The sequence below is a fragment of the Peribacillus frigoritolerans genome (assembly GCF_004358755.1).
Taxonomy (GTDB): Bacteria; Bacillota; Bacilli; order Bacillales; family Bacillaceae; genus Bacillus_P.
The window spans coordinates 1,218,526-1,243,018 of sequence record NZ_SMZY01000002.1; the positions used below are offsets into that span (position 1 = coordinate 1,218,526).

Consider the following 24,493-nt stretch of genomic DNA (forward strand, 5'->3'; position numbering starts at 1 on the left):
CTCTGTTCTAGGGAGGAATTTTTTCTTTTTTTTAAAATGAAAAAACGCAATGCCCCGTTTGTCAAAAAACGAAACACTGCGTTGTATATGTATTGGAGCGGGTGATGGGAATCGAACCCACGACATTAGCTTGGAAGGCTAGAGTTTTACCATTAAACTACACCCGCAAGAGGTAATAAAGATATTATAGCAAAAATTGAACCCGTCTTCAACCGGAAACATCACATTTTGTCGAAATAAGGATAAAGAAAAAACAGGAGTCCTGTTTTTTCTCCATCGTCTATTACGATTTAGAAGTCAGGGAATGCCGGTATTCATTTGGTGTAAGACCAACATGTCTCTTAAATACCTTACTGAAGTACTTTTCATTTTGATAGCCTACCCCATAGGCTACTTCATATATTTTCAAATATGGATTCTCAAGCAGGTTTTTGGCTTTCTCCATGCGGATATTTGTCAGGTAATCCGTAAGTGTTGCATGATAATCCTGTTTGAATTTCCTCGAAATGTATTCGCGGCTCAGAAAAAACCGGTCGGCAATATCCTGGAGATTGATATCCTCCTGATAATGCTGCTGCAGGTATTCTTCAATTTGCTGCATGTTGTTTTTTTCTTTCTGATATTTCACATTGGAAAGAAGCTTAATAAGCTCGCTGAATTCTTTTTTCTTTTCTTCTTTAAATTTTTCAAAAGAAAAAGAACCGTCTTCCTTCCAATAATCCGTGCCTTGATAAAAAACAGGATGGTGATGAACCTCATATTCTTTCATCCAGTTGTTTCTCAGCAAATCAAATTGATTTTCCCAGAGTTTAATCTGCTCTAATGAAAGTGTATGTTCATTAACCAGCTTTATGAAAATCTGCTCCAGCTGTTTTTCTGCCTGTGCCACACTTCCAGATTTAATCGACCACTTCAGTTCGTTTGAGTAATCAAACAGATGCAATAGCGGCTTTATATCAGTCTCTTTACCCGTCACAATCCTTTTCTGACTCAATAAATGATGTTTTATATATACTTGCTCAGCAGATGTGTAAGCCTCGCTTAAGTCATTCGATTTCTTTCCAAGTGCAAGAATACAATTAATTTTATGAGATTGATAGATGAATGAGCTGATCTGCTCTGCAAGGTACATCACATTCTTATTCTTCCAAAAAAGAATAACAAGTTCTTCTTCCTTGTTGATGTTCCGGAAACAAACACCGTCATTCTGCTTTCTGACTATTTCGTTGCAGATGTTCGTCAGGGCCGAATAGGCAAGCTCATAATCACCTTGGAATGATTTCATGACAATTGATTTTAAAGGTAGAATGGCAACCGTTTTTTCCGCAAGCGACATGGAAATGCCAAATTCTTTTTCAATTTTCTTTTCCGCGGATTCGGATCTTTCTTTTTTTGTACAGAGACCTGACAGCAGCCTGTCCCAATAGAGCGGCTTCACTTCGTTCATGACAAGGCTTTCTTCAGCCTGAGAGGTTCTTGACCTGGCTTGCTCTTTCCATTCTGCAACGGCCCGTTCCAAAGTTTCATTTAAAACATCAGGTTCAATCGGCTTAAGAATATAATCAAAGCTTTTATACGCAATCGCATTTCGCATATAATCAAAATCATCATATCCGCTCACCACAATCGTTTTGCTGCCAAAATCAGAGGAATGTAGCCATTTTAACAAACTTATTCCATCCCTTCTCGGCATTCTCATATCTGTAAAAATAATTTCCGGCCTGTGCTCGGTGATCAGCGCAGCAGCTTCTTCGCCGTCTTCTGCTTCAATAATGGTATCAATGCCATGCTTTTCCCAGTCAGCGAGCAGCATGAGCCCTTCACGCACATGCTTTTCATCATCAATTATGATGGCCTTCATTTTTCTCACCTTCCAGCTGGACCGGCAGCCTCATGGTGACCATGAATCCGCCCTCCTCTTTATTTTCAAGAAAAAGCTTTGCTTTGTGATCATAATAAAGCTTAAGCCGCGAATAGACGTTTTTCAGTCCAATATTCGTCTTCGGACCTTTTTTATTCAGCGCATCCGCTCTAAAGTGCTCGTAAATCTCATTCAGCCTTTGCGGTGTCACACCAAAGCCGTTGTCGGTTATTCTCAGCACAAGCTCATTTTCATCCCTGTAACACTTCAACTCTATGCTTCCAATTCCTTCACGGATATCAAAGCCATGCTTAAAGTAGTTTTCAATGATAGGCTGCAGAATCATTTTAGGGACAAGAATATGCTGAACGTTTTGCTCAACCTCGACATGATAATGCAGATGGTCGCCAAACCGCTCTTTTTGCAAAAGAAGAAAAGCATTTGTGTAGGTAATTTCTTTGCTCAGCGGAACGAGATCCTCCTCCATGTTCATCCCATATCTCATAATCTTGGAGAGGTGAGTAATCAAGGAATAGATTTGCGGAACTTTGTTTTTCAGAGCAACCGTCCCGATTGACTGCAGGGCATTATAAAGAAAATGCGGATTGATCTGCGACTGCAGCACTTTGATCTGATTTGTCTTGTTTTCAAGCTCAAGCTTGTATTCCCTTGTAATCAGCTGATTAATCCGCTCAATCATCTGCTGAAAGCGGGAGCCGAGTATGCCGATTTCATCCGATCCAAAAGACTGGGAGGCAATCTTCATATTCCCTTTTTCGACCTGTTCGATATTCTGCAGAAGAATTCGGATCGGAGACGTAATTTTAAACGAAACAAACAAGACAGCCAGCACGACGAGCGATAACCCGATGACACCAAAAAGAATGTTAATTTTCGCTACGCTGTAGGCGCTGTCATACAGAATATGATACGGTACTCGTTTTACTAGAATCCAGCCTCCAGAGGAATCAGATAACCTGTCATACATCATCACGCCATTAAATGAATTCTCTTTCCACTCCAGAGTTCCTGATGTACTGTCTGCTTTCATGATACTCTCAATCCACTTCTGATCATTCTGACGGTCTGTAATCTCTTCATTTGAACTGTAGATCATTTCCCCTTCTGATGAAAGCAGAAAAAACTCCTCTGATTCACGGTTGTACAAGTTTCTGCTCATGTCAATAATCGTATCGGGAGAGATTCCAAGGGTAATGTAGCCGAGAACATCGCTTCCGGGAACGTTAGTGAGGGCCCGGTGCATCATGATAATGTCTCTGCCTCTTCTCGCACTGTTTTCATGACTTGCATATATAGGCTCGATATACATGTTGTAGGGACTGCGCTCAGCACTGTTGAAGGCCTCATTCTTTTTGTCTTCAATGCTGGTTGAAAATACAACGGTCGACCGTTTCGTTGCGGAAATCACCCTGTCATCTTTTGCATAGGAGATTTTTACCTCGTTGATCGTATCCCCTGTATAAAGAATCGTCTGCATCACATTTTTCACAATGCCCACATTTTGATAGTCATTTTTTTCATCAGGCGATCTCAAATAATTAATGAAATCCGGGTTATTGTATAGTGAGAGGGTCAGCCCGTTGAGCTCATTCAAGTAGCTTTCCAGGTTGATTTTCCCCTGGTACAGCAGGTTGCTGCTTTCTTTGACAACCTGGTCTTCAAGAGACCCTTTCGTATATAAGTACGTTATTAAAATGGAACTGCCGAACGGCACGATGGTTGTAATCATCAATAAAACAATCAGCTTATTGCGGATGCTTCTCTTCAGCATGGGGTCTGACCTCCAGGGACTCGCTTATTCTTTAGTATATAACTAGGTTAATAGGCTTAAAAGAACTTTTTGGAATCTTCCTGCAAATACCTTTGGAGTTAGTAGGAGGTTTAGTGGATGGCATCATTACATTGCAGTCTTAAAATGATATGTATGTGGAAGCAAATTTTGAGTGAGTTAGCATTGCATCATGCCTTTTGATGGGCCAATTGGCTCTTACACACTTCAGTTCGTGCTGCTAACTTCTTTTTACAACGCCTAATTGCTCTTGAACACTCCGGTTTGTGCTGCTAACTTCTTTTTACAACACTTAATCGCTCTTGAACACTCTAGTTCGTGCTGCTAACTTCTTTTTACAACACTTAATCGCTCTTGAACACTCCAGTTCGTGCTGCTAACTTCTTTTTACAACACTTAATCGCTCTTGAACACTCTAGTTCGTGCTGCTAACTCCTTTTTACAACACTTAATCGCTCTTGAACGCTCCAGTTCGTGCTGCTAACTTCTTTTTACAACACTTAATCGCTCTTGAACACTCTAGTTCGTGCTGCTAACTCCTTTTTACAACACTTAATCGCTCTTGAACGCTCCAGTTCGTGCTGCTAACTCCTTTTTACAACACTTAATCGCTCTTGAACGCTCCAGTTCGTGCTGCTAACTTCTTTTTACAACACTTAATCGCGCTTGAACACTCCAATTTAGTGACCAGCCCTGCCGAAACCTATTTATTCGTGCATAAATTCAGCCTATATGAAAAGAAAGCACACCCATAACAGGTGTGCTTTCTATCAGTCTATTACTTCAAATTATCCCATGAAGATTGGAATCTCTCAAGCAATGTATCATAATCAATTTTGCCTGCAGCGTATTCCTGAATAGCAGCTGCGAATTCTTTATTTGCTCCATCCGGCCATTTGAACCAAGTCCAAGGAATTGTTTTCTCTTCCTTAGAGTAATCAAGGATTGACGTTCCCAGATCGCCAAGACCTGCTGGCTCAATGTTATCAAATGCTGGAATGAATGCAAATTCTTCTGTGATGTAGCGTTTACCAGTTTCAGAAGAAACCATCCAGTCTAAGAATGTTTTAGCTTCTTCAAGATGTTCTGAGTTTTTATTCAATACCCAGTTATTTGGAACGCCTACAGGAAGGTTTCCTGCACTTTCATCATTGCTGATTGGAATTGGAAGGAAGCCCATGTTGATTTCAGGATTGATTTCAGTGATCATGTTCTCAGTCCAGTTTCCTTGTTGAAGCATTGCTGTTTCACCAGAAGCAAAAAGTGTTACTTGAGTATTGTAATCTGTTGTTAATGGGTTATCATTTGCATATTTAAGCTCTGTATCAAGTACTTCTTTGAACTCTTTAAATTGCTTGTTGCCAACGATTTTCTCAGATCCATCATATAATCCAGCGATAAATGCTTCTGGATCTTCCTGCTGAGCAAATGGAATGTTAAGTAAATGCTGTCCAATTACCCACCATTCGCCATAACCTGCAGAGAATGGAGTGATCTTTTTAGCTTCAAGCTTTTTCGCAGCTTCTTTTAACTCGTCAATTGTTTTAGGCGGCTCTGTAATCCCCGCTTTTTCAAATAAATCTTTGTTGTAAACAAATCCGTATCCTTCAAGGTTTACAGGCATACCATACAGCTTGCCGTCTGCATCTGTCATTGGCACTTTACCGATTGGAAGAACATGCTCAACCCATGGCTCGCCTGATAGATCAGCTAACTTTTCTTTCCAAAGCTCTAATTCTTTAAATCCGCCGTTGTTGAAAATATCCGGCTCTTCACCTGAAGCAAATTTTGCTTTAAGCGCTGCACCGTAATCGGCACCTCCGCCCACTGTTTCAAGCTTAACTTTAATGTTTGGATGCTCAGCTTCGAATTCTTTAATCATCGCTTGAAGCTGATCCGCAATTTCAACTTTGAACTGGAAGAAATTAAGCGTTACTACTTCATCACCAGACTTAGAATCTCCGCCTGACTCACCATCTTTAGCCGTTTCTTTAGAAGAACAGCCAGCCATAATACCAAATACGAATACTAAAGACATACATAATAACAGAAAGCGTTTCATGAATGGTTTGACCTCCTTGATAACTATAATATTATATAATTTTCTGCACCCATTACGTCCAATGAATGCAGAAACTTTATATCTACTTGATTGAGCCTGAAGCAATGCCCTTGATAATGTGCTTTTGCAAGAATAAGAAGAAGATTACTACCGGTGTAATACCGAGCACTAAAGCTGCTAGACCCATATCCCACTGCTTCGTATATTGAGCAAAGAATGAGCTTGCTGCAAGCGGGATCGTCCGCAGCTCTGCATCCTGAAGCACAAGCAATGGAAGCAGATAATCATTCCAGATCCATAGCGTGTTCAAAATAACGACTGTAACAGTAATCGGTTTTAGAAGAGGGAAAACGATTCTCCAAAACACTCCGAACTCGCTGCACCCGTCAATTTTCGCTGATTCTTCAATCTCCACAGGGACTGTTTTCACGAAGCCGTGATATAAGAACAGCGACAGCGGAACACCAAATCCAAAATACATAATGATTAAGCCAGGAATACTATTTGTGATTCCGAGCGTGCCGCCAAGCTTCATAAGCGGAATCATGACCGTCTGGAATGGGATGACCATGGCAGCGACGAAAAGAATGAATAATATCTTGCTGAACTTCCCTGGCGTGCGGACCATTTTCCACGCAGCCATCGAGCTGATGATAACTAAACCAATATTACTGAACACGGTAATCACAAAGGAGTTCCAGAAAGCGCGCGGGAAGTTAATGATCTCCCACACCTTGGCATAGTTAGAAAACATGAATTCCTTCGGCCAAGCTGCTGCATCAATGAGGATTGCTGCAAACGGCTTGACTGAGTTGACCAGCACGAAGTAAAACGGGATAAGGAAAATGAGCGCGACGGCAATCGCTATCAGCTCTAATATAAACGTTCTGCTTGTATACCGGCTGCCCATTATGCCTCAACCTCCCTCTTCTTCGTCATCATAACCTGAACTGTAGTAAAGATTGCCACTACTACAAAGAACAGAATGGACTTCGCTGTACCTAATCCATAACGATTGTTCTGGAAGGCTTCCTGATAAATATTAATCGCTACAGACTGTGTTGAATTAAATGGCCCTCCGCCTGTAAGGGAAATATTCAGATCAAAGATCTTGAATGCCATCGAAATCGTTAAGAACAGACAAATCGTAAATGCCGGTAAAATTAACGGAATAATGATTTTTGTTAAAAGTGTAAAGCTTGATGCTCCATCCATTTTCGCAGCCTCGAGCAATGAATTATCTACTCCTTGTAGCGCTGCAATATAGATGACCATCATATAACCGCTGGTCTGCCATGCAAACACGATGACAATCCCCCAGAACGCTGTCGTTTCATCCCCAAGCCAAGGCATTTTGAAAAATTCGATGCCCGTCATGTTCCCGATCGAAGCAAACCCTTTTACAAAAATGAACTGCCAGATAAACCCGAGCAGCAATCCGCCGATAACATTAGGAATAAAAAACACGGTCCGCAATATGTTCTTGGTTTTAAGCGCAGCATTTAAAATCAATGCAAACGCAAAACCTATTAAGTTACTAATAATAACAGCCGCAAACATAAATTTCGTCGTAAACATAAAGGAATTAAAAAAGGCCGGATCGTTCGTAAAGATCTTCTTATAATTCTCAATCCCAACCCACTCAACAGCCGAGCTGACTCCATTCCATGAAGTAAATGAATAATAAAGACCCATTAAGAACGGAAAAATCTGAATAACCAAGAAAAATAAAAGTGCCGGTCCAACAAAGGCAGCGTATGTTAGTAAGCTCTTAAACTTAAATTTCTTTTTTGGTACTGCCTCCAAATGAGATTTCGTGCTTACCGGATTCGTTTGAATTTTCGTTTCCAACCGTATCACCACCCCTTTTATTGTAATCGCTTTCTTTTATTATAATGGTAGCGCTTACTTATATAGGGAGACTAAATTGACTAAGAAGGTGCACTATTTTGACTAGATTCTGGTACAAAATCTTGTCCTATTGGAAAAAGACCGCTTTGGCGGTCTTTGGAATCTTATAAAATAGAAAAAGCTTTAAATCGGTTATAGGTAATCCTCTATTAGTTCTCTAATATAATCACACATTTTTATTTTGTTTATTAATTGTCCAAGAGATTTTAATAGAGGATCATAAATTATAATATATTTTTATGAAAGGGGGTACATCAATATGCCTACAAGGCAAGCAGAGGCTCTTCTAAAAGTTTCTCAGATCAGAGCAACTCGTGCACAAAGAGAACTTTTAGTCGCTGAACAGCTTATTGAAAGAGCTAGAGCAGCAGATCCTACTTTAACTAACAATGCGGATGTAGCATTTGCATTAGATACGTTAAGAGAGGCGAGACTTGTACAAATTGAAGCTGGAAAATCAGCAGTTCAAGCTGTAATAGATGAGGAAGAACCTCAAGAGAGCTAACTAACACTTCAAGAATTCAAGAAATGAAATAAAATAGTTAGGCGGTAGGGTATCTAATAGTTGCCCTGCCTTTTTATTGCCGTTTCTCTCATTTCTACTAGCATTCATTTTAGAATTGCACTTTAATCTAGTATTTTCACTTTTTTATTGATTTACAATTTCAAAATGCTTCTCGATAAATTCTCGTTCCTGTTCAACACTTAATATGCCAGTAGCTTTTCCAATATTTCCATTTTGCATTTCCCAAATAGCATTGTGATCTTCGTCAACCATTGAAAAATCATTCTTAGACCAACGACTAAGTATGTCATAATACACATTTGCATGTTTGTATACATTAATGTTGCTCTCAACAACAGCTGTCAAACGTTCTACACGTTCAGCTGTCAAAGGAATGAACCCCCATTTATCTTTAGCTCTTATTTTCTGATGAGACATGCCATGTATGGCGTCTTGTACAGATATTTCACTCAAATTCATAGGAAATTCTTCTTCAATTGTTTTTGTTCTGACCTCATCAATTTCAATTATTTTTCCGCCTTTGGGGCCATTGCTCTCTTCAACTTCCACAGAATCTTTTCCAGAAAAATCAAAAGCATAAAAAGAGATGGCAATACAGACAAACAATGAACCGATCGTTATTAATATAGTTTTCTTCATTTAAAAACACACTTCTCTCTTAAATTTGTTCGTATATATTGTTAAACCAGTCCATAATAGACCCATAATTAGACCATTTAGCCTATATCCACTTATGTAAGTGTTGTTCAATTTCTCATAAAAAGCAACAAATTTATCGCTGCCTTTATTGATAGAAATATGATTTATACAATTTTTAATGCCCCAGTAAGATAATCCTTGAATTTTTGAAACTAAAAAAGCTTCACACATATTTGTGTGAAGCTTCGTTACAAAAACGTTTTATGCTGTTCAGTGATACCGGTGGTCGGGGTCGAACCGACACTCCAGAGGAACACGATTTTGAGTCCCAATCTGAACGGTAATCTATATATTCTCAATCATATCAATGATTAGTTGAATTTAGGTGTTTTTTAAAGAACACGATTATGAACTATTATGCCTCTGTTCATAAGTTCAGTCAAGTCAAGATTACCTTGTATGTTTATTGAAAATTGCTTGTCCTAACTTTTTGTATTTCTTAATTAGCTGATGTTCATACTGTCTTGCTGCTTCTTCTTGATCATATTCAGCAACAATTTTATAAGTAATCATTCCATCTTGCATAAGCTGCTTATGTTCTGCGTTTCTTCTATTAGTATATCTTCTACAACGATACCACACACCACTTCCCACATACACAACTTCTTCACCTAACCAATGCTCATAAACAATAAAATTATTTACTTTTCTGAGCGAGTTTGGATTCAGATCAAACTTCTTAATAAGTTGAATTATCTTTTGAAAAGAAGTTTCGTAAATTACAGCAATATCTTGGTTTGTCATCTTATCTATTAAATGTCTTTTTAGCTGTTCTTTTGTTGGCAACAAAAAATCCCCTCCAATATCTTTATATCGAAGGGAATCGATTTGTAAATAAAATTGATATTTTATGCTTTATTAAAATAGTTTAATTTATTTTAAAGGTGTTCAACATCATCAATTAAGCCATAAGGTAGTTCATTAGTCCCTTTCCCATCAAATTTTACGATTAAATCATCTTCACTTAAAAAGTCAGGATTACCGTTAGTAATAACAATTAATTGAATATCCTCTACAGGATTTTCAGTTTTAGCTGGATCGTTTTTATCCTTTAGCGAAGTAAAATATTTTATTATTGAATTAAATATTTCTTCGTCTTTAAATTCATCATCGATTTTAGAATCTGCTCCCAGGTTTTTCCGTGGAGAATCAATTATTAATAGACCTAAGTGATTTTTATTTTTGAGCTTTAATAAAGCAATAGAAAGAAAATAGGCCATGGTAGTCATTGTAATTGCTCCACCACTTCCTAATTCATCATACTTTACTCCCCTAACATAAGGTAAGTAATTTGACTCTCTTATAAACGCATTACTAAGTTTTGGAAACGAAAATTCCTCTAATATTTCAAAAAATAATTCAGAAAGGTTTTGTATTACATCTTTTTTTGTTATTTTCTCTTTTTCTAATGAATCAATTCTTTTTATTAATTTATCACGTAACTTCTCTTCTTCAAGAATATCTTGAGTAATCTTGGAAAATTGATTAACCACACTTAAATTTTTTTCTAATTGATCAAGACTGTTATTGATTTTTCCAATTTCATAGTTAATATGTTGAATTTGTTCAATGTATGGACTTATATAATGATTTATTAAGTGATCTAACTCACGTTGTTTTACATGCAACTCGTCTTTAGATAATTTTCTCTCTTCTTGAACCTGTATTAAAATTCCTCTTTGTTGATCCATAAATATAATTAAGTTATTAAGCTTTCTTTTTAATCGAAGAAGTTCACTTTTAAAAACTTTCGTCTCTTCTGTTGAGAGATCTTTAAATTCACTTCCACATAATGTACATCCACTTTTGGGACTTATGGGGTTTAAACAAGAAGGACATGAATCAAAAGTGTAACTATTTAGGATTAGTGATCCTTCTAAAATAAATTCAATCTTTTGAATTTCATTAGAATATTGATTTCTTAATAAAAGCAATTTATCTATGTGCTTTTCTTTATCTAAAATAACAGTATCAAAATTACTAATCTTTTCTTTTAGACTACTAATATCCCCTTCTAGCCCCATCGTAAGACTTTCGTCGTATTTTCCCGAAGCTTTTATTTCTCTAAGTTTATTGGTCTCAGTTGAGAGTATTTTTCTAAGTCTCTCTTTTTCCTCTTGAAAAGTTTTATCATTAAGCATATTCATTTCTTTTAAAAATTCATACACACCAACTCTTTTATTGTTCAAAAACTCAATAAGTTTCAATTTCTCTTTCAATTGCTGTTTTAAATCACCTAACAATTCGTTATATATATTAAATATTATTTCAAATGTAGGCTTTCTTTTTAAATTTGAGCCTGAGGTTCTTTCCATCAGTAAATTTTCAGAATCGATTATAGACTGTTTAACATAAGAATATTTAAATAAATCTCTAAAACTAAAACTCTGATTAGCTACGATTATATCTGGTAGTCCAATTTCATTTAATAAAAATGCTGATAGTGACTGCTTATTAGCTGGGGAATCAATCTCTAGTAAATCAAAATTCTTTTCGAAATCTGCTCCTTCTTCATTCCATCGAAATAATTTAACTGGCCTATTGAAATCAAACAGGGGGCGGACAATCTTGAATTTCTTTTCTCCAATCCAAAAGTCCAACTGCACATCCTTACAACTTTTTCCTATTTCTATGTACGCTTTATGCTTTTCACTTCCAAAAGCATAATTAATCATCTCTGCAATAGAGGATTTACCAGTTGACATTGGACCTGAAATAAAATTTAGACCCTTTTTGAATAGTACTTCATAATTTTTCCGAAATCCAATTAATATTAATTTTTCTAAGAATATCTTTTTACTCATAATTAACCATTCCCACTTTTTCGATAATCATACTTTCAACTTTAGTATCACTTAATTTAGTCAATTCTTTTTTTATATACATTGCAACACGGCCTAGCTCAACTGCGTAGGAACTCTCCATCTTTTCTATAACATCTTTACCCATTTCATTAATTCTAAAGCAAAAATCGTTATCCACTATTTTTCTTTGAATTAATTTTTTACTTAATAAGTACCTTAAATATAAGTTATATTCTTCCCTATCTGGCTGCCAGTGAAAGAAAGAATAAAATTCATTAAAATCCTTCTGATCCCCCTGAATTTCTTTATTTGGTAGCATGGTACGAGGAAACTTCATAAAAAAGTCATATAACATGATTCTATTTATATTCATTTTAAAAGATTTCTTTGAATCAAATTCAGATATTAATATGAGTAATCTTGTTGAATTTAAAATTATATCTCTGTTGACTAAATTCAACTCTTCAATCATTTTCTCCACTCCTTTCTAATAAGTGGTCTTTTAATCTAGTCTTATAATTTTTTACCCACCCAACCTTACATTCATCAGATAATTGATGAACAATTCCTTTTTTGGATATTAATGGGATATCAAGGCTAATCTTAAGAGTTGTGTCATTTAAATTTTCAATTCTCTCGTAAACCTTTGTTAAAAGTTCGTTTCCATCCTTCTCATCTTTATATGGCCGATGTTGAGTTTTCCAAATACTCTTTACGTTTTCTTTTAACATAATAAAATCTTTAATCTCAGTAGAGATACCCCTGCTTTCTATAGCGCTTTTTGCTATTTCCGCATTAAAAAATTCCTGCTGACAATCCTCGTGATCATAAATCTCTGCTGACTCAAGCTTTACAATAAACATAGATTCAGAGAAATCCAAATTTTCATCTAATTCGTAAATTTCGTCCATACTAAAATCCAGTATAGGCTCATCAATTAGAATCTCTAATTGTATTAAAACATCTTCAATTCTTTGCACGCTAATAGAACCTAATGATACTACCTTGCCGTTGGCTTTTGATTCAGTTAAAACAACTCCTACTAAATTCTTATTTACAAATAGTGGTGCCCCTGAAAGACCACTGAAATCTTCTATATTTGATTCATAGTTTAAATCAATATCCCAGTCATATGGGCGAGTCATGTCACTTGTTACTCTTCTTAATACATTACTCTTTGTCCAATGACCCATTCCCCACTTAATCACTGGGTATCCAAAAGTTTCATATAAATTATCCTTTTGTACTTCGTAGTTACAGAATTTTAAATATAAATTACAATGAACAGGCTCATCCAGTTCTAAAACAGTAATAGGTGCATTTGGAATTTTGGAAACCTCAATAGGACTTGCCTTACGTTTAATTGGTTCATTATGGATATTTAAAAACTCTAGGTGGATTTCCTTTCCTCCTAAATAATACTCATCAACAGCGTGTCTGGCTGTAACTGCTCTATTAGGTGAAATAAGAAAAGCAGTGGCTTTGTCATTTTCTTCATCACCACAAATCAACCTACCTATTGCTTTTTCATATGTAGAATCAACTTTGTTAATCATTTTATTAGCCCCTCTATAAATCAATTACCTTAATTTGATATCCATCAGAAAATTCCAGAGAGAACTTGTATTCAGTTCTTAGCTCTTCGTTAGATAGAAGCTCATTATTAACAGGATAATTAAATATTATATGTCTCTCTATTCCTTTTCTAGAAATTATTCTAGCGATAGTTTCAGGGTTGGGGTGATTATTCTTTTCCCCATTTGTAGATATTAAATAAAAAGGAGAATCAATTAAACTTAGTAGGTCCGCACTAGTATTTCTATGACTACCGTGGTGTGAAACTTTTATTATGTCAAAAAAAGGATTGTAATTAAAATTATCCATTAAACTTTGTATTTCTTTATGAATGCTTTTGGGATGGGAATCTGCTAAAAATAAAAGCTTTTTATCCTTATATTCAATGATAAAGGAAATAGAGGAACCATTGGCGGGAGAGTTATCATGGCTCATTTTTTTACTTAAAAGTTGGTCGAGACTCATTTTTTTATCCTTATAAGATACATTTATGCTCTCATTATTTTGTTGAGAATCATTTTGAGAGAGTAAATAGAACTCATAAGCATCATCAAATAGTTTATTGTCTGTTAACTTAAAGTCATACTTTTTTTTCCTTAACTCCTTAAACCAGTATTTTTCTAATCTTTTCAAACTCTCTGAATTAGGAGATAACAAACGAAGGTTAATATCTTCGGTCAGTGAAACTAACCCTTTTTTATCACAATTTACTGCTTGACCATCATACAAACTATTCCAATTGTACATTCCACTATATAGCAACGCCGCTAACGTGGATCCATCTTTTGCACTAATATCTTTATTCGGATCATTCTTTTTGCTTTGAGCAACACAACCCTGGCTAATTATTCCTGAAAGAATATCTTTTTCATTAGAACTAAGTTCCTCACCTTTTTGTTTTATTGAATTTAGATGTCTGTAACTATTATGCCAGACCTCACTAATTGGAATAATTAAAGGGTTCTCAGCCGATCCGTTTTCTTTAAAAAGCTCTATAATACCTTCTATATGATCTGAATCTACATGTGTAACAATAACTAGACTTAATTCTTCACCATTTTCAGCCATACTTATTAGTTTAGGTTTTAAGTAATCATGATATGTTTCTGCAAAACCACCATCAATTAGAATATTTTTTTTTTCTTTTTTCCCTATACTTATTAAAAAGCAGTCCCCTTCTAAAGCTGGGTATGCCTCGATTCGAATATCAGACAAAATCATGACTCCTCTATTTTTATACCAATTTTACCATAAATTTCATTTGTTTTTAAGAATACTATAAAAAGCAATTTCCTATTATAGTACGCTAGGTATACAATACATAGTCACAATTTAATTTTATCTAGTTTTACGGGGTTTTAGCGTTTTGGTACCTGAAAAAACCGTTACCACCCACTGTTATTTACGAGCGTGTCATCGTTTTTTTTCGCGGAGGTAGGAGGTGTCGTTTTAGCCAATCTAAATTTTTTAGTAGCCAACATTTCTGAGGTAGCCATACGAAACTTTTTCACTGCCATGTGTTGTCAGTATTAAGTTAACTTTTGATAGCACTAAACTTCTACTTAGCTTCATGTTCCTTGACTTCATTACTTCGATGTAATTATTGACCACAATCTTCGCTAAAGAAAACTTAAATGCTTTCTCTCCAATATCTTCTCTTACTGCTTCTAAATAACTAATCTTTTCATCCATACTTCATCTATCCTTTCTGCAATTAATCTGCTGTTTAATACTGCTAATGTTCTAATTCAATCTGCCGAAGGTGCTGCATCTTTTCATGATTAGTGCTACTAAATCTTCATAAGCTTTTAATGCTGCAAATACCTTAATTGTACTTCATACATTTTAGTTGCCATGATAGAAGAAGAAAAGTCGCTATATATAATGTGTACACCGAACAGAAATTCCTCCTGTTGTATTGGAATAAAAAGAAAAAGAGAGCCGATTTAACAACTCTCAATATTGTAAAATATTTCACATAAATGCTTATAGTTAAGCAACGATTGTTAGTTTTGATAATGCATCTGGATTATAAACGGCTCCATCCATGTAGGCATCAAATACGAATCCGAGTACGCCACGCAACGCTGATTCAGTATCATTAGTAGTTGTAAGGATCTGTGGATTTTTCTTAACCATTACTGCATATCCTGCTTCAACATTTCCGAAGACACATGGAACTTGTCCAACTGTATCACCAGCGTCTAAAGAATTAGTAACGATTAATTTTAAACCAAGGAAAGTATAAGATAGGCGGCCGTTTACGGTGCCGTTTTGCATATAAAAATGTCCTGCGCCGTCCTTCAATATAGCGAGTCTATTGAAGAACGGTCTTGAAACAATAAACGCTGAACCTTGTAGATAATCAGGATGAATTGATGTTACCATGTCGAGCATCTTATCTAACAGTTTTACATCTGTATTATCAGCTGCCTTAGACAAAGTGAACTTATTAATCTCTTCATTAGGAACGATACCTTTGAATTCTTCAGCAGCTGCGCCGCGAATTATTGATTTTTCTACAGCCTTGAATGTACGTTTTGCTAGTAAGTTAGGAACGTATTCAGCCATATTAATAGCTGCATCATTCACCAACTGCTTAGTAAGCACCATATGAGCGCCGACTCTCTTTTGATCTAATTCTACATAGCCTAGTTCAAATAAACCTTCAGTAAGAGGTTGTCCTTCTCCTACAAAAGCACCGACGCTTGTTGATGTTTCTCTAGCAACCTTTAATCTTCCGTGAACTGATGGGAACTTACGAGCGCGAGCGAATACTGGGGAACTTTCTTCTAGCTTCTCAACAATAATGTCGGCAACTGTTTCTGGAATTACAGCTCCACCCCCTGCGGTTGTTTGAAGATTGAAATCACGAGCTTCTTGAACTTCACCTGCAACATATGCGTTAAAAGCTTTGCTATCTAAAGTTCGTTTTTCCTCTGCTTCATTTTTGTAAGTAGTTCCATATCTGTGTACTGTTTTCATTTTGTTTTGCTCCTCTTTTTTTATTGTTGATACAGGAATATCAACTTCTGTAACTAAGTCCATTCCACGTGCTGCAATAGTTGATTGAGAATAGGCCGGATCTTTTACAACGCTTACTTCAAAGAGTTCAAGCTCTTCAATAGTTCGCTCATAAAGACCGGCTTCAAGATTTCGCCAACTGTCTTTGATAGTTCGGAAACCAAATGACATATTTTGATAGATTCTTGAATCAATCAATGTATATGCGTCCTTGCCCCAAGTTGTTGGAGCAATAGTTGCTTCCATCCATAAACCTTGTTCATCTTCTCGAAGAGTTAAAGACTCATTTCGAGTTGATGCCAAGATTTTTTCTTGTTTATGCTCAGCAAGAAAATCAATGTCTCTTGTGGCATTCTGTATTGCTCGGTTGAAAGCACCTTTTGCGATTTTTTCTACAAATTTCTTTCCAACACCCAAGACGTTGCTTAGTTGCTCGGTCTTATTGACATATCCTGATACCGTCATACTTCCATTCTTGTTTGAACGTAGTTCCATATTCAGAACTCTAAGCTCAATATTTTTCATGAAGATCTTCATCCTTTCGTTTCTTATTGCTGAATCTATCAGCGCCCAATTTTTGAAAGTGGCCATTTAAATAAAAAAAGACGTATCCGAAGATACGTCAGGGTTTTGAAAGTTTTCCAAGCTTTCAAAGCGACTTCTCTTATCAGGAGAAGCAAAAAATACGAGACTTAACTATTCTGTAAGGTAGTTATAGTAGTCACTGCAAAAGCAGTGCCAGATTTTATGATTTTATTAATAAATTTGCATGAACTTGCAACTAAAAAATCGCAAAAAAAAGACGATCAAATTAATGATCGCCTTCTTGGATACTAACCGTAAAAAGGTACGGCTCTTTGTGTTTCACTGAAAATAGGAGGTTATTTATGAATTTAAAGCTTGAGAAAAACGTAAAACCTTCAAGTACTCATGCTTGAAAGATCTACCGATTCACAAATTAACAGAACTTCTAAAAATCGAAAAGAAGTCAGAGAAGAAATTGCATGGTTGTGCAACTCTCTCTATTATATATATATCCAAGTAGTAGTTTCTGTACGAAATTAAAGTAAGTTTATATAAAAATATATAAATTAAGCTGCTACATCTTTTTTCCAAGTATTTAATGCAGACTCACGGCTTCTCAATACATAAAGTAATTTATCAATACCATTTCTCTGACTATCAGTCAGTTTTTTATTACTAAATCTCAGCACACTAAAGTAATTAATTTCAGAATGTAATTTCTCTAGTTCAATTGCTCTTGATATTTCTTCATCGTCAGGAAAATCATCCCAATCCCTTTGTTCTGGATCCTTTCCAATTACCGAATGATGGTTGAAGCTAATAACTGTATGCTCTAGATATATACGTCTCATAGGGTCTTCATCTTCAGTATTTAAAAAATCAATTATATCAGTGTAGTCTTTTTCAGTTCTGACTGGGATATCAAAATAGCTAGAAAAATGTTCATAAGCTTTTTTACTAGGAATCTTTGTAAATGCTTTTCGTGGAAGCGCACCATATTCTTCTTTACATTCAAGTTGCGCTGCAATTTTCGCATTTTTATATAATGCTTTTATAGCTTCATCGCTATGACAATAAAATAAATTCTCAGAAACATAATCTGACTTTATTTTATGAATGAAGTCAATCATTTCTTGATAATCGTCTTCACTAATTTCTTCTAAGATATCTTGGCTATTTAGTACTTTATAGTAAGTATATTTATTAAAATCTTTTTCTTTTGAATACAGTTCGCCTGTTTCAGCATCAAAAGTAATTGAAGGAATCTTCTTTTTCTCACTTTCAAGAATTCCATATTTCTGAAAAAGTTTCATATATTTTGAAACTGTATGACGCTCCATATTTATATTCTCGCCAAGTTTTTCATTACTCAATATTGTTTGATCATCTTCAAAAAGAAATCTCAATAGTTTTTCTGCGTTTTTTTCTCTTGGAAAAGATACTATACGTCCTGCAACTTGCTCACAGACTTTTATGAAATCAGATTTTTGAACTTCTTTATAATTGATTATATCGTAAGCATAAATTCCTTTTGAAACTTTGTATCTATCGCTATGTATATAATCTTTTAAAGTAATTTTATACGTTCTTCTTAAAGAGTTAGCTGCAATTCCTAGTTCGAGAGCTAGCTCTTGTTCTGTATATGTTTTAAGATCTAGCATATTAGAATGTCCTTTCAAAATGTAATTATTAGAATGATTTAGTTTCAATTAGAAAAAATTGTCAAGTGAAAATTACCATTATAATAAATATATATATAGGTAACTTTACAGTGACTGTTTTTTATTAGATAAATAAATATCTTCAGCTAAAGTAAAAGAGTCTTCAAATAAGTAGACTAAGAAATTAGATTTATGTTTATTCTCTTCAATACGAATAATCTTATGACCTCGACCTACAAGTTCCATTGCTAACGACCTTTTAAATACTCTCTTTATTTTCATATTTGAATGCTCCTTCTTTTTTTAAGTATAAGAACAATTAATATATATATATCTGTATTCTTTAAAACGTAAATCATCTATTGTAATTATTTGAAATAAAAGAAAGATTTATATAAAAAAAGATAGACCTCTATGAAGCCTATCAAATCAGCATTTGTATAAAATTAATATTTCCGTACAGAATTCCGTACTTATGAAAGTCAATAATAGCAATGATCTGAAAAACCGCTAACTTTCGATAAGCTGAGTTTTATGCAAACTAACTAAGATACCTTACTTAATAATAAAATGAGAATTTTAATTTATTATAAAACCTTTAAAGGATTTGGTTAGTGTATTATTAAAATATAACGAAAAATAGAGTAATAATAAAAGGATGAATATAATGGTAATTACAAATGATTTTCAATGTAATGTTTGTAATAGCATTACTCGTATAAAAGTGCAGCTAGGTTGGTTAAATAATTATCCAGTAAGAATTAAATGTGGTAATTGCCATATTTCAATATTCGGAAACGTGTCTTTAAATCCAGGACTCTCCATTAAATTAAATAATGTAACCCCTTTAGAAGACATGGGAAAACCTGATTTTTTAATTGAAGTTTCTGGAGAACTTTTAACCGACAAAATGAGTCCATTTACTAAAGAGAGAAATATTTTTTTCTCCCCTTTTCTCAAAAATGGTATACACTACATGGGAGAAAACTTCGAAAAATTTACACAAAGTACAAACCGCTTTCTTTATAATATTGAGAATGACTGGCCGACTTTAAAACGAATTAATGAACTTTGGTTCAATGGAAACCATACATACTTACCTAAAGAAATTCATAAATTACTAAGTAAAACCGAATTCCCTGCTGATAACGAGCTAGAATTATTAAGAGCGGTTCATGTCTTAAATTTTTTGTTTACCAATACTTTTGCAGATAAATACTTTAAAGAAATTTCCACCCATATATTTAAAGAGTTTCGAAATATTAACGATAGTAACCAATTAATTTTATTGGCAAAACACTTTGAAAGTCATTTAAATGACTTTGAACAAAAATTATTAGGTATTTTAAATAAGTTTATTGAAAAATTCCACATGTTTATACCAATTTACGGATTAGACTTTTATTCAGAAGAAAAAGACAAAGAAGAAGTAATGAAGAATTTAGGATTAACAACTGTTGATTTTGAAGATATTAAGGATTTTTATATAGATACTTTTGAGGATATAGGTGATATTTTAAATTTAGTCGTTGCCTATAATAATTTAAAACATCGAGCAGATTATAAAAAAATGAAAGAAAATGTAATCAAAGAAATTCTAGTCATTGAAGATTACATGAAAATGCGAAATAAAGGACGAAAATTAGAATTTATTAATGGTGAAGAAAGCTTTGATAAAATTTTTGTTTCCAAAGTTGATAATAGATTGCGAAATGCAATAGGACATAGAAGTTATACTTATGATGTTATTACTCAAGAGTTAACTTATTATCCCTCTGGTGAAAATAAAAAAGGCACTCCTGAAAGGTTATATTTAACAGAATTTGTTCTTGAATGTTTTCAGTTAATGAGATCGTGTATCGGGCTTTCAGAAATTGTTTATCAAACCCGTAAATCTATTTATGTCAGTCAAGGTATGTTTCCTAGAACCAAAGAAGATTACTATCCTTCGTCTACAGAAAATAATGCTAATTATTATCAAGTTAAAAACAAAAAACGTTCTACTAAAGTCAAAAACAAAAAGAAAATATCAAAAAAATCTCGTCAACATAATAGAAACAGGTAAACTAAAAGGGGCTAAAGTGTCCCTTTTGTTTTGTTAATAAATTATTGATTTTATGTAACGAATGAAATTAAAAAAGACCGAGCATTATGCTCGATCTCCTTCTTCTTTATGAATTCGATTGAAGTACATATCATGTATTCCAATTTTTCCCGAAAGGAACTCTACATCCTTCTCTATGTTAGAAAGTCGCTCTTCCATGTTTGGATTACTTCTAACATTATAATACTCGTCATACATCATATCTAATAGCTTCCAACGCTCACCATTCTCTAATTCCTTAATCATTTGGAATAATTTTTCTGCAGTCATTTTAAATCATCTCCAATTTTTAATTTAAATATAAAATTAAGCTAGATAATATATTTATTATCCAACTTATTCCTGTGTAATCTGGGTCAATCTAGAGCTTCTGAAGGCTATCCGTGGATATCCCATTACCTCGTTATCTAACCTTCTTGAATTTCTTATCAATTAACGCTTATAGCTTATCTACTTTTTTATTTAATTTCTTAATCTTATTATCAATTTCTTTAATACTATCTAAAATAATATTTAGCTGTATTCCATGTTGAATCATTAATTGCTTTAAATCAAGCTCTTTGTTCACTTGTGGCTCCTTATTCAGTAAAATTTCTACTGACTTTTCCACAGTATTTCCTGGCTCATTCTTTAAATAGATTAGCTTTCTAAATAACTCAATTTCATATTCAGAAAAAACCAAATACCCCTGCTTGCTTCTAGTGAACTTATAATTATTCTTTTCAAATAGGAGATAATACTTTTTTACTGCTGAAGAAGTTACACCAAGGATAGCAGCTACCTCATTTATTCTCATATTGAACCTCCTAAAAATATACATTCATTATATCATTAATCTTCTAACCAGTTATATAAAGGAATTTTCAGTTTTCCAAATCGTTCAGAAAAATCAATATTCCCTCTCTTCATATTGCTTTTGTATAATGTATTTTCCAAACAAGTTCTAAGGTATGCTCCAAAGTTTTCAACGTCTGGATTCCTATTCACTTCATCCAAGACCCTAAAGCATACTTCTTTGCTCAGTCCTTTCAATCGATATTCAGTAAATAATTTATTGATTGTATCTTCATTGTTAACCGAGTCTTTGTTAACAAATATATTCTCATTATTAATTATCTCATTTTTAATATTCTTATTATTAATAGATGCTCGCATTTGACATTCATGTGTGCTCTCATTGAGCATTCCTGATTGCTCATTTTGAACACTCCTTTCACCGCTTGGTGTGAAAGTATCATTTTCATCATAATTTAATCTACCTACATAAATACGATTGGGTTTATTCAATCCCATCCTTTTTTCACCAATCAATTTACGTCGTATCAATTCTGTTTTACATCTTCTAAATGTAGAATGACTAAATCCTAAGAGCTCTGCACCGCTTTCAATAGACATAATAACGTAATATCGATCATGTTCATCTTTCCACTCATTTACCATACTTAACTGTAGTTTATCAATTAAGGCTATGTAGAGGAGTTTGGCTTGAGGCATCATATCTTTATATTCACCTCCATATAATAAAACTTTTGGAGCTTGGACATAAATTAAATTATCTTTTTGTTGAGAAGTATAGTACCTCATTAGTTGTCCCTTTCTTGACAAGACAACAATCATTTACTACTATTTGAAGTAGACAAGACTGTCATCTTGTCGGTTCTTATTAAGAGATGGTAGAGCCGCAAACTCATATACCATCTCTTTTATTAATTTTATAACACGAACACAAGTTCGTACACTTTTATAATTTAATTCCTCTTAATGCTCCATACTCCCTATGTTTCCTTTCAATATCAGATCCCCATAAGTTTACATACTTCTTTGTTATTGCTATGTCCTGATGACCCAAGATTGCCATAAGACTAAATGCATCAATTCCTGCTACAATCATTCGTTTTGCCATTGTATGTCTAAAGGTATGTGGACTTACACGTTTAGTTATTCGAGCATCCTTCCCATACTTCGTAAACCTCGTTTGTATACTATGAGGCTTCAACTCTCCATTATCTTGAGTAATAAAAAGTTTATCTGTTTCTACATTTCCTCTGATCTTAATGTATCTATTCAATTGCTCAACAGTAGTATCAGATAAGTAAACTGTTCTTTCAAATAAATTTTTAGTTTTTCTAACAATAATTGAATTCTCCATTACATCATTTACTTCTATTCCTACTAACTCAGATAAGCGAACTCCTGTATCTAATAATATTAATAGTATTACTTCATCCCTAAAGCCAATGAACGAATTTTGCTTTCTAATCGTCTTTAACAATGTTTCAATCTCTTTATTATCTAAGGTTTCAATTGTCTTTTGTCTGTCTCTTAGCAGCTTAATATTTCTCATTGGATTTTCATCAATATGCTTGTTTTTAGATAGAAAATTGTAAAAAGATCTTAGAGCTCTCAAACGAGTATTAATACTAGTTACCTTCATGAGTTGTTTGCTTTGCAAAATGAATGTTTCAATATCAATTTGCAGACAATCAACTAGTTGCTTATTAATAATTTTCTTCGCTGCATGGAATTCATTTTTATAATACTCAATGGTAGCTGGTCTCAAGTTTCTTAAATAACAATCTCTAAAGAAGATTTCAAAAGCTTCATCATCTGTTATTTTTTTCTTAAGCATTAGTAATTCTTCATTTGTAAGTTTTCCTCTTCTTCCCACCACAACCTCCTACGCACACGATTCCACGCACACGATTTTGAATTATTTATGTCGTGTAATTAAAACAAAAAAAGACCTCAACATAATCGTTGAAGTCTTGATTTCTATAGATCTTTGATACCGGTGGTCGGGGTCGAACCGACACTCCAGAGGAACACGATTTTGAGTCGTGCGCGTCTGCCAATTCCGCCACACCGGCAAATGAAATTGTGATGGATATGGTGCCGAGGACCGGAATCGAACCGGTACGGTAGTCACCTACCGCAGGATTTTAAGTCCTGTGCGTCTGCCAGTTCCGCCACCCCGGCAAGGGTGATAAATAAAAATTGGAGGCGACACCCGGATTTGAACCGGGGATAAAGGTTTTGCAGACCTCTGCCTTACCACTTGGCTATGCCGCCTCAACTATTGGAGCGGAAGACGGGATTCGAACCCGCGACCCCCACCTTGGCAAGGTGGTGTTCTACCACTGAACTACTTCCGCAAATCGCTTTGTAATGTATTTTATGCAATAGCTGCACAAAGATGACTCATAATGAAAAATGGCTGGGCTAGCTGGATTCGAACCAGCGCATGACGGAGTCAAAGTCCGTTGCCTTACCGCTTGGCTATAGCCCAATACAAAAATAAAAACCCTATTAAGTAAAAAAAGGGGCGACTGATGGGAATCGAACCCACGAATGCCAGAGCCACAATCTGGTGCGTTAACCACTTCGCCACAACCGCCATTATACTATATAAGATTAATTAAATTGGCAGGGGTAGTAGGACTCGAACCCACACCGGAGGTTTTGGAGACCTCTGTTCTACCTTTAAACTATACCCCTATATTCTTTTTATGAAAATGGTGGAGGGGGACGGATTCGAACCGCCGAACCCGGAGGGAGCGGATTTACAGTCCGCCGCGTTTAGCCACTTCGCTACCCCTCCACACTGTAAGTGGTGCCGGCAAGAGGACTTGAACCCCCAACCTACTGATTACAAGTCAGTTGCTCTACCAATTGAGCTACACCGGCATTTTATAGTATGAAGTAAAAATGGTGGCTTGGGACGGAATCGAACCGCCGACACAAGGATTTTCAGTCCTTTGCTCTACCGACTGAGCTACCAAGCCATTTTATTCTTTTTTAATTAAGAATGGCGGTCCCGACCGGGATCGAACCGGCGATCTCCTGCGTGACAGGCAGGCATGTTAACCGCTACACCACGGGACCATTTGGTTGCGGGGACAGGATTTGAACCTGCGACCTTCGGGTTATGAGC

The 24,493-nt window shown here is 35.0% G+C and carries 21 protein-coding genes and 12 tRNA genes; 2 read left to right on the forward strand and 31 right to left on the reverse strand.

Annotated elements, in window-relative coordinates; genetic code table 11:
- Nucleotides 1–93 precede the first annotated feature (93 nt).
- The 6 genes from E2R53_RS13335 to E2R53_RS13360 form a co-directional block, all read right to left on the reverse strand.
- Nucleotides 94–167 (reverse strand) — tRNA-Gly (locus E2R53_RS13335).
- A gap of 116 nt (nt 168–283) precedes the next feature.
- Nucleotides 284–1,861 carry a response regulator transcription factor gene (locus tag E2R53_RS13340; RefSeq protein ID WP_133312192.1) on the reverse strand — a complete coding sequence of 526 codons (1,578 nt, stop codon included), beginning with the start codon at nt 1,859–1,861 and terminating at the stop codon, nt 284–286.
- The gene (locus E2R53_RS13345) at nt 1,842–3,653 is read right to left on the reverse strand and encodes a cache domain-containing sensor histidine kinase (protein ID WP_133312193.1); all 1,812 of its coding nucleotides are present in this window, start codon (nt 3,651–3,653) and stop codon (nt 1,842–1,844) included. The genes E2R53_RS13340 and E2R53_RS13345 overlap by 20 nt, the downstream gene beginning before the upstream one ends.
- A 796-nt stretch (nt 3,654–4,449) precedes the next feature.
- Nucleotides 4,450–5,733 carry an ABC transporter substrate-binding protein gene (locus E2R53_RS13350; RefSeq protein ID WP_133312194.1) on the reverse strand — a complete coding sequence of 428 codons (1,284 nt, stop codon included), beginning with the start codon at nt 5,731–5,733 and terminating at the stop codon, nt 4,450–4,452.
- Between the two features lie 82 nt (nt 5,734–5,815).
- Nucleotides 5,816–6,643 carry a carbohydrate ABC transporter permease gene (locus E2R53_RS13355; RefSeq protein WP_133312195.1) on the reverse strand — a complete coding sequence of 276 codons (828 nt, stop codon included), beginning with the start codon at nt 6,641–6,643 and terminating at the stop codon, nt 5,816–5,818.
- Nucleotides 6,643–7,584, reverse strand: coding sequence for a carbohydrate ABC transporter permease (locus E2R53_RS13360; RefSeq protein ID WP_133312196.1), 942 nt, complete (start codon nt 7,582–7,584; stop codon nt 6,643–6,645). Before E2R53_RS13360 ends, E2R53_RS13355 begins: the two co-directional genes overlap by 1 nt.
- 319 nt (nt 7,585–7,903) lie before the next feature.
- On the opposite strand from E2R53_RS13360, the gene E2R53_RS13365 reads away from it, so the two are divergent.
- Nucleotides 7,904–8,149 (forward strand): hypothetical protein, encoded by a 246-nt coding sequence (locus tag E2R53_RS13365; RefSeq protein ID WP_133312197.1) that lies wholly within the window; start codon nt 7,904–7,906, stop codon nt 8,147–8,149.
- Between the two features lie 144 nt (nt 8,150–8,293).
- Here the strand turns inward: E2R53_RS13365 and E2R53_RS13370 are convergent, their stop codons facing one another.
- From E2R53_RS13370 to E2R53_RS23305, 10 genes are all read right to left on the reverse strand, one after another.
- The gene (locus E2R53_RS13370; RefSeq protein WP_133312198.1) at nt 8,294–8,809 is read right to left on the reverse strand and encodes a DUF6241 domain-containing protein; all 516 of its coding nucleotides are present in this window, start codon (nt 8,807–8,809) and stop codon (nt 8,294–8,296) included.
- 450 nt (nt 8,810–9,259) lie between these two features.
- Nucleotides 9,260–9,655: a hypothetical protein gene (locus E2R53_RS13375; RefSeq protein ID WP_286166179.1), complete on the reverse strand. Its 396-nt coding sequence runs from the start codon at nt 9,653–9,655 to the stop codon at nt 9,260–9,262.
- 92 nt (nt 9,656–9,747) lie between these two features.
- Nucleotides 9,748–11,673, reverse strand: coding sequence for an AAA family ATPase (locus E2R53_RS13380; RefSeq protein WP_133312200.1), 1,926 nt, complete (start codon nt 11,671–11,673; stop codon nt 9,748–9,750).
- Entirely contained in the window at nt 11,666–12,145 is a 480-nt protein-coding gene (locus E2R53_RS13385; protein ID WP_133312201.1) for an ABC-three component system middle component 2, read from the reverse strand. Before E2R53_RS13385 ends, E2R53_RS13380 begins: the two co-directional genes overlap by 8 nt.
- A complete protein-coding gene (locus E2R53_RS13390) occupies nt 12,138–13,229 on the reverse strand; it encodes a trypsin-like serine protease (RefSeq protein ID WP_133312202.1) in 1,092 nt (363 codons plus the stop codon). Before E2R53_RS13390 ends, E2R53_RS13385 begins: the two co-directional genes overlap by 8 nt.
- A gap of 13 nt (nt 13,230–13,242) precedes the next feature.
- A complete protein-coding gene (gene avs1a, locus E2R53_RS13395; RefSeq protein WP_133312203.1) occupies nt 13,243–14,463 on the reverse strand; it encodes an AVAST type 1 anti-phage system MBL fold metallo-hydrolase Avs1a in 1,221 nt (406 codons plus the stop codon).
- Nucleotides 14,464–14,715: 252 nt separating this feature from the next.
- Nucleotides 14,716–14,940, reverse strand: coding sequence for a hypothetical protein (locus tag E2R53_RS13400; RefSeq protein WP_133312204.1), 225 nt, complete (start codon nt 14,938–14,940; stop codon nt 14,716–14,718).
- A gap of 300 nt (nt 14,941–15,240) precedes the next feature.
- Entirely contained in the window at nt 15,241–16,797 is a 1,557-nt protein-coding gene (locus E2R53_RS13405; protein ID WP_286166180.1) for a phage major capsid protein, read from the reverse strand.
- 566 nt (nt 16,798–17,363) lie between these two features.
- A complete protein-coding gene (locus E2R53_RS13410; RefSeq protein ID WP_133312206.1) occupies nt 17,364–18,458 on the reverse strand; it encodes a hypothetical protein in 1,095 nt (364 codons plus the stop codon).
- 105 nt (nt 18,459–18,563) lie between these two features.
- Nucleotides 18,564–18,740 (reverse strand): hypothetical protein, encoded by a 177-nt coding sequence (locus tag E2R53_RS23305; RefSeq protein ID WP_165970982.1) that lies wholly within the window; start codon nt 18,738–18,740, stop codon nt 18,564–18,566.
- A 385-nt stretch (nt 18,741–19,125) separates the two neighbouring features.
- Here E2R53_RS23305 and E2R53_RS13415 point away from each other — a divergent pair, with 385 nt between their 5' ends.
- On the forward strand, nt 19,126–20,523 hold the full coding sequence (locus E2R53_RS13415; RefSeq protein WP_133312207.1) for a metal-binding protein: 1,398 nt from the start codon (nt 19,126–19,128) through the stop codon (nt 20,521–20,523).
- An 84-nt stretch (nt 20,524–20,607) separates the two neighbouring features.
- Here E2R53_RS13415 and E2R53_RS13420 read toward each other — a convergent pair whose 3' ends face one another.
- The 15 genes from E2R53_RS13420 to E2R53_RS13490 form a co-directional block, all read right to left on the reverse strand.
- Entirely contained in the window at nt 20,608–20,832 is a 225-nt protein-coding gene (locus E2R53_RS13420; RefSeq protein ID WP_133312208.1) for a hypothetical protein, read from the reverse strand.
- 169 nt (nt 20,833–21,001) lie between these two features.
- On the reverse strand, nt 21,002–21,358 hold the full coding sequence (locus E2R53_RS13425; RefSeq protein WP_165970983.1) for a MerR family transcriptional regulator: 357 nt from the start codon (nt 21,356–21,358) through the stop codon (nt 21,002–21,004).
- Nucleotides 21,359–21,393: 35 nt separating this feature from the next.
- Complete coding sequence (locus E2R53_RS13430; RefSeq protein ID WP_165970984.1) at nt 21,394–22,146, reverse strand: replication initiator protein A; 753 nt, start codon at nt 22,144–22,146, stop codon at nt 21,394–21,396.
- Between the two features lie 157 nt (nt 22,147–22,303).
- On the reverse strand, nt 22,304–23,230 hold the full coding sequence (locus tag E2R53_RS13435; RefSeq protein WP_133312211.1) for a tyrosine-type recombinase/integrase: 927 nt from the start codon (nt 23,228–23,230) through the stop codon (nt 22,304–22,306).
- Between the two features lie 118 nt (nt 23,231–23,348).
- Nucleotides 23,349–23,429 (reverse strand) — tRNA-Leu (locus tag E2R53_RS13440).
- Between the two features lie 20 nt (nt 23,430–23,449).
- Nucleotides 23,450–23,538: transfer RNA gene (locus tag E2R53_RS13445), tRNA-Leu, on the reverse strand.
- A gap of 19 nt (nt 23,539–23,557) precedes the next feature.
- Nucleotides 23,558–23,631 (reverse strand) — tRNA-Cys (locus E2R53_RS13450).
- Nucleotides 23,632–23,639: 8 nt separating this feature from the next.
- A tRNA-Gly gene (locus E2R53_RS13455) sits at nt 23,640–23,714 on the reverse strand.
- Nucleotides 23,715–23,773: 59 nt separating this feature from the next.
- Nucleotides 23,774–23,848: transfer RNA gene (locus tag E2R53_RS13460), tRNA-Gln, on the reverse strand.
- 35 nt (nt 23,849–23,883) lie between these two features.
- Nucleotides 23,884–23,956: transfer RNA gene (locus E2R53_RS13465), tRNA-His, on the reverse strand.
- Between the two features lie 27 nt (nt 23,957–23,983).
- Nucleotides 23,984–24,057 (reverse strand) — tRNA-Trp (locus tag E2R53_RS13470).
- Nucleotides 24,058–24,075: 18 nt separating this feature from the next.
- Nucleotides 24,076–24,160: transfer RNA gene (locus tag E2R53_RS13475), tRNA-Tyr, on the reverse strand.
- Between the two features lie 10 nt (nt 24,161–24,170).
- Nucleotides 24,171–24,246: transfer RNA gene (locus tag E2R53_RS13480), tRNA-Thr, on the reverse strand.
- Nucleotides 24,247–24,268: 22 nt separating this feature from the next.
- Nucleotides 24,269–24,344: transfer RNA gene (locus E2R53_RS13485), tRNA-Phe, on the reverse strand.
- A gap of 24 nt (nt 24,345–24,368) precedes the next feature.
- Nucleotides 24,369–24,444, reverse strand: a tRNA-Asp gene (locus E2R53_RS13490).
- Between the last annotated feature and the right edge of the window lie 49 nt (nt 24,445–24,493).

Bases quoted from the DNA above. Each gene is read 5' to 3' on its own strand.
- E2R53_RS13340 (WP_133312192.1), bottom strand. From the start codon at position 1,861: ATGAAGGCCATCATAATTGATGATGAAAAGCATGTGCGTGAAGGGCTC.
- E2R53_RS13425 (WP_165970983.1), bottom strand. From the start codon at position 21,358: ATGAGAATAAATGAGGTAGCTGCTATCCTTGGTGTAACTTCTTCAGCA.
- E2R53_RS13370 (WP_133312198.1), bottom strand. From the start codon at position 8,809: ATGAAGAAAACTATATTAATAACGATCGGTTCATTGTTTGTCTGTATT.
- E2R53_RS13345 (WP_133312193.1), bottom strand. From the start codon at position 3,653: ATGCTGAAGAGAAGCATCCGCAATAAGCTGATTGTTTTATTGATGATT.
- E2R53_RS13400 (WP_133312204.1), bottom strand. From the start codon at position 14,940: ATGGATGAAAAGATTAGTTATTTAGAAGCAGTAAGAGAAGATATTGGA.
- E2R53_RS13385 (WP_133312201.1), bottom strand. From the start codon at position 12,145: ATGATTGAAGAGTTGAATTTAGTCAACAGAGATATAATTTTAAATTCA.
- E2R53_RS13430 (WP_165970984.1), bottom strand. From the start codon at position 22,146: ATGAGGTACTATACTTCTCAACAAAAAGATAATTTAATTTATGTCCAA.
- E2R53_RS13380 (WP_133312200.1), bottom strand. From the start codon at position 11,673: ATGAGTAAAAAGATATTCTTAGAAAAATTAATATTAATTGGATTTCGG.
- E2R53_RS13355 (WP_133312195.1), bottom strand. From the start codon at position 6,643: ATGGGCAGCCGGTATACAAGCAGAACGTTTATATTAGAGCTGATAGCG.
- E2R53_RS13420 (WP_133312208.1), bottom strand. From the start codon at position 20,832: ATGACTGCAGAAAAATTATTCCAAATGATTAAGGAATTAGAGAATGGT.
- E2R53_RS13415 (WP_133312207.1), top strand. From the start codon at position 19,126: ATGGTAATTACAAATGATTTTCAATGTAATGTTTGTAATAGCATTACT.
- E2R53_RS23305 (WP_165970982.1), bottom strand. From the start codon at position 18,740: ATGAAAATAAAGAGAGTATTTAAAAGGTCGTTAGCAATGGAACTTGTA.
- E2R53_RS13350 (WP_133312194.1), bottom strand. From the start codon at position 5,733: ATGAAACGCTTTCTGTTATTATGTATGTCTTTAGTATTCGTATTTGGT.
- E2R53_RS13390 (WP_133312202.1), bottom strand. From the start codon at position 13,229: ATGATTAACAAAGTTGATTCTACATATGAAAAAGCAATAGGTAGGTTG.
- E2R53_RS13365 (WP_133312197.1), top strand. From the start codon at position 7,904: ATGCCTACAAGGCAAGCAGAGGCTCTTCTAAAAGTTTCTCAGATCAGA.
- E2R53_RS13410 (WP_133312206.1), bottom strand. From the start codon at position 18,458: ATGCTAGATCTTAAAACATATACAGAACAAGAGCTAGCTCTCGAACTA.
- E2R53_RS13405 (WP_286166180.1), bottom strand. From the start codon at position 16,797: ATGAAAAATATTGAGCTTAGAGTTCTGAATATGGAACTACGTTCAAAC.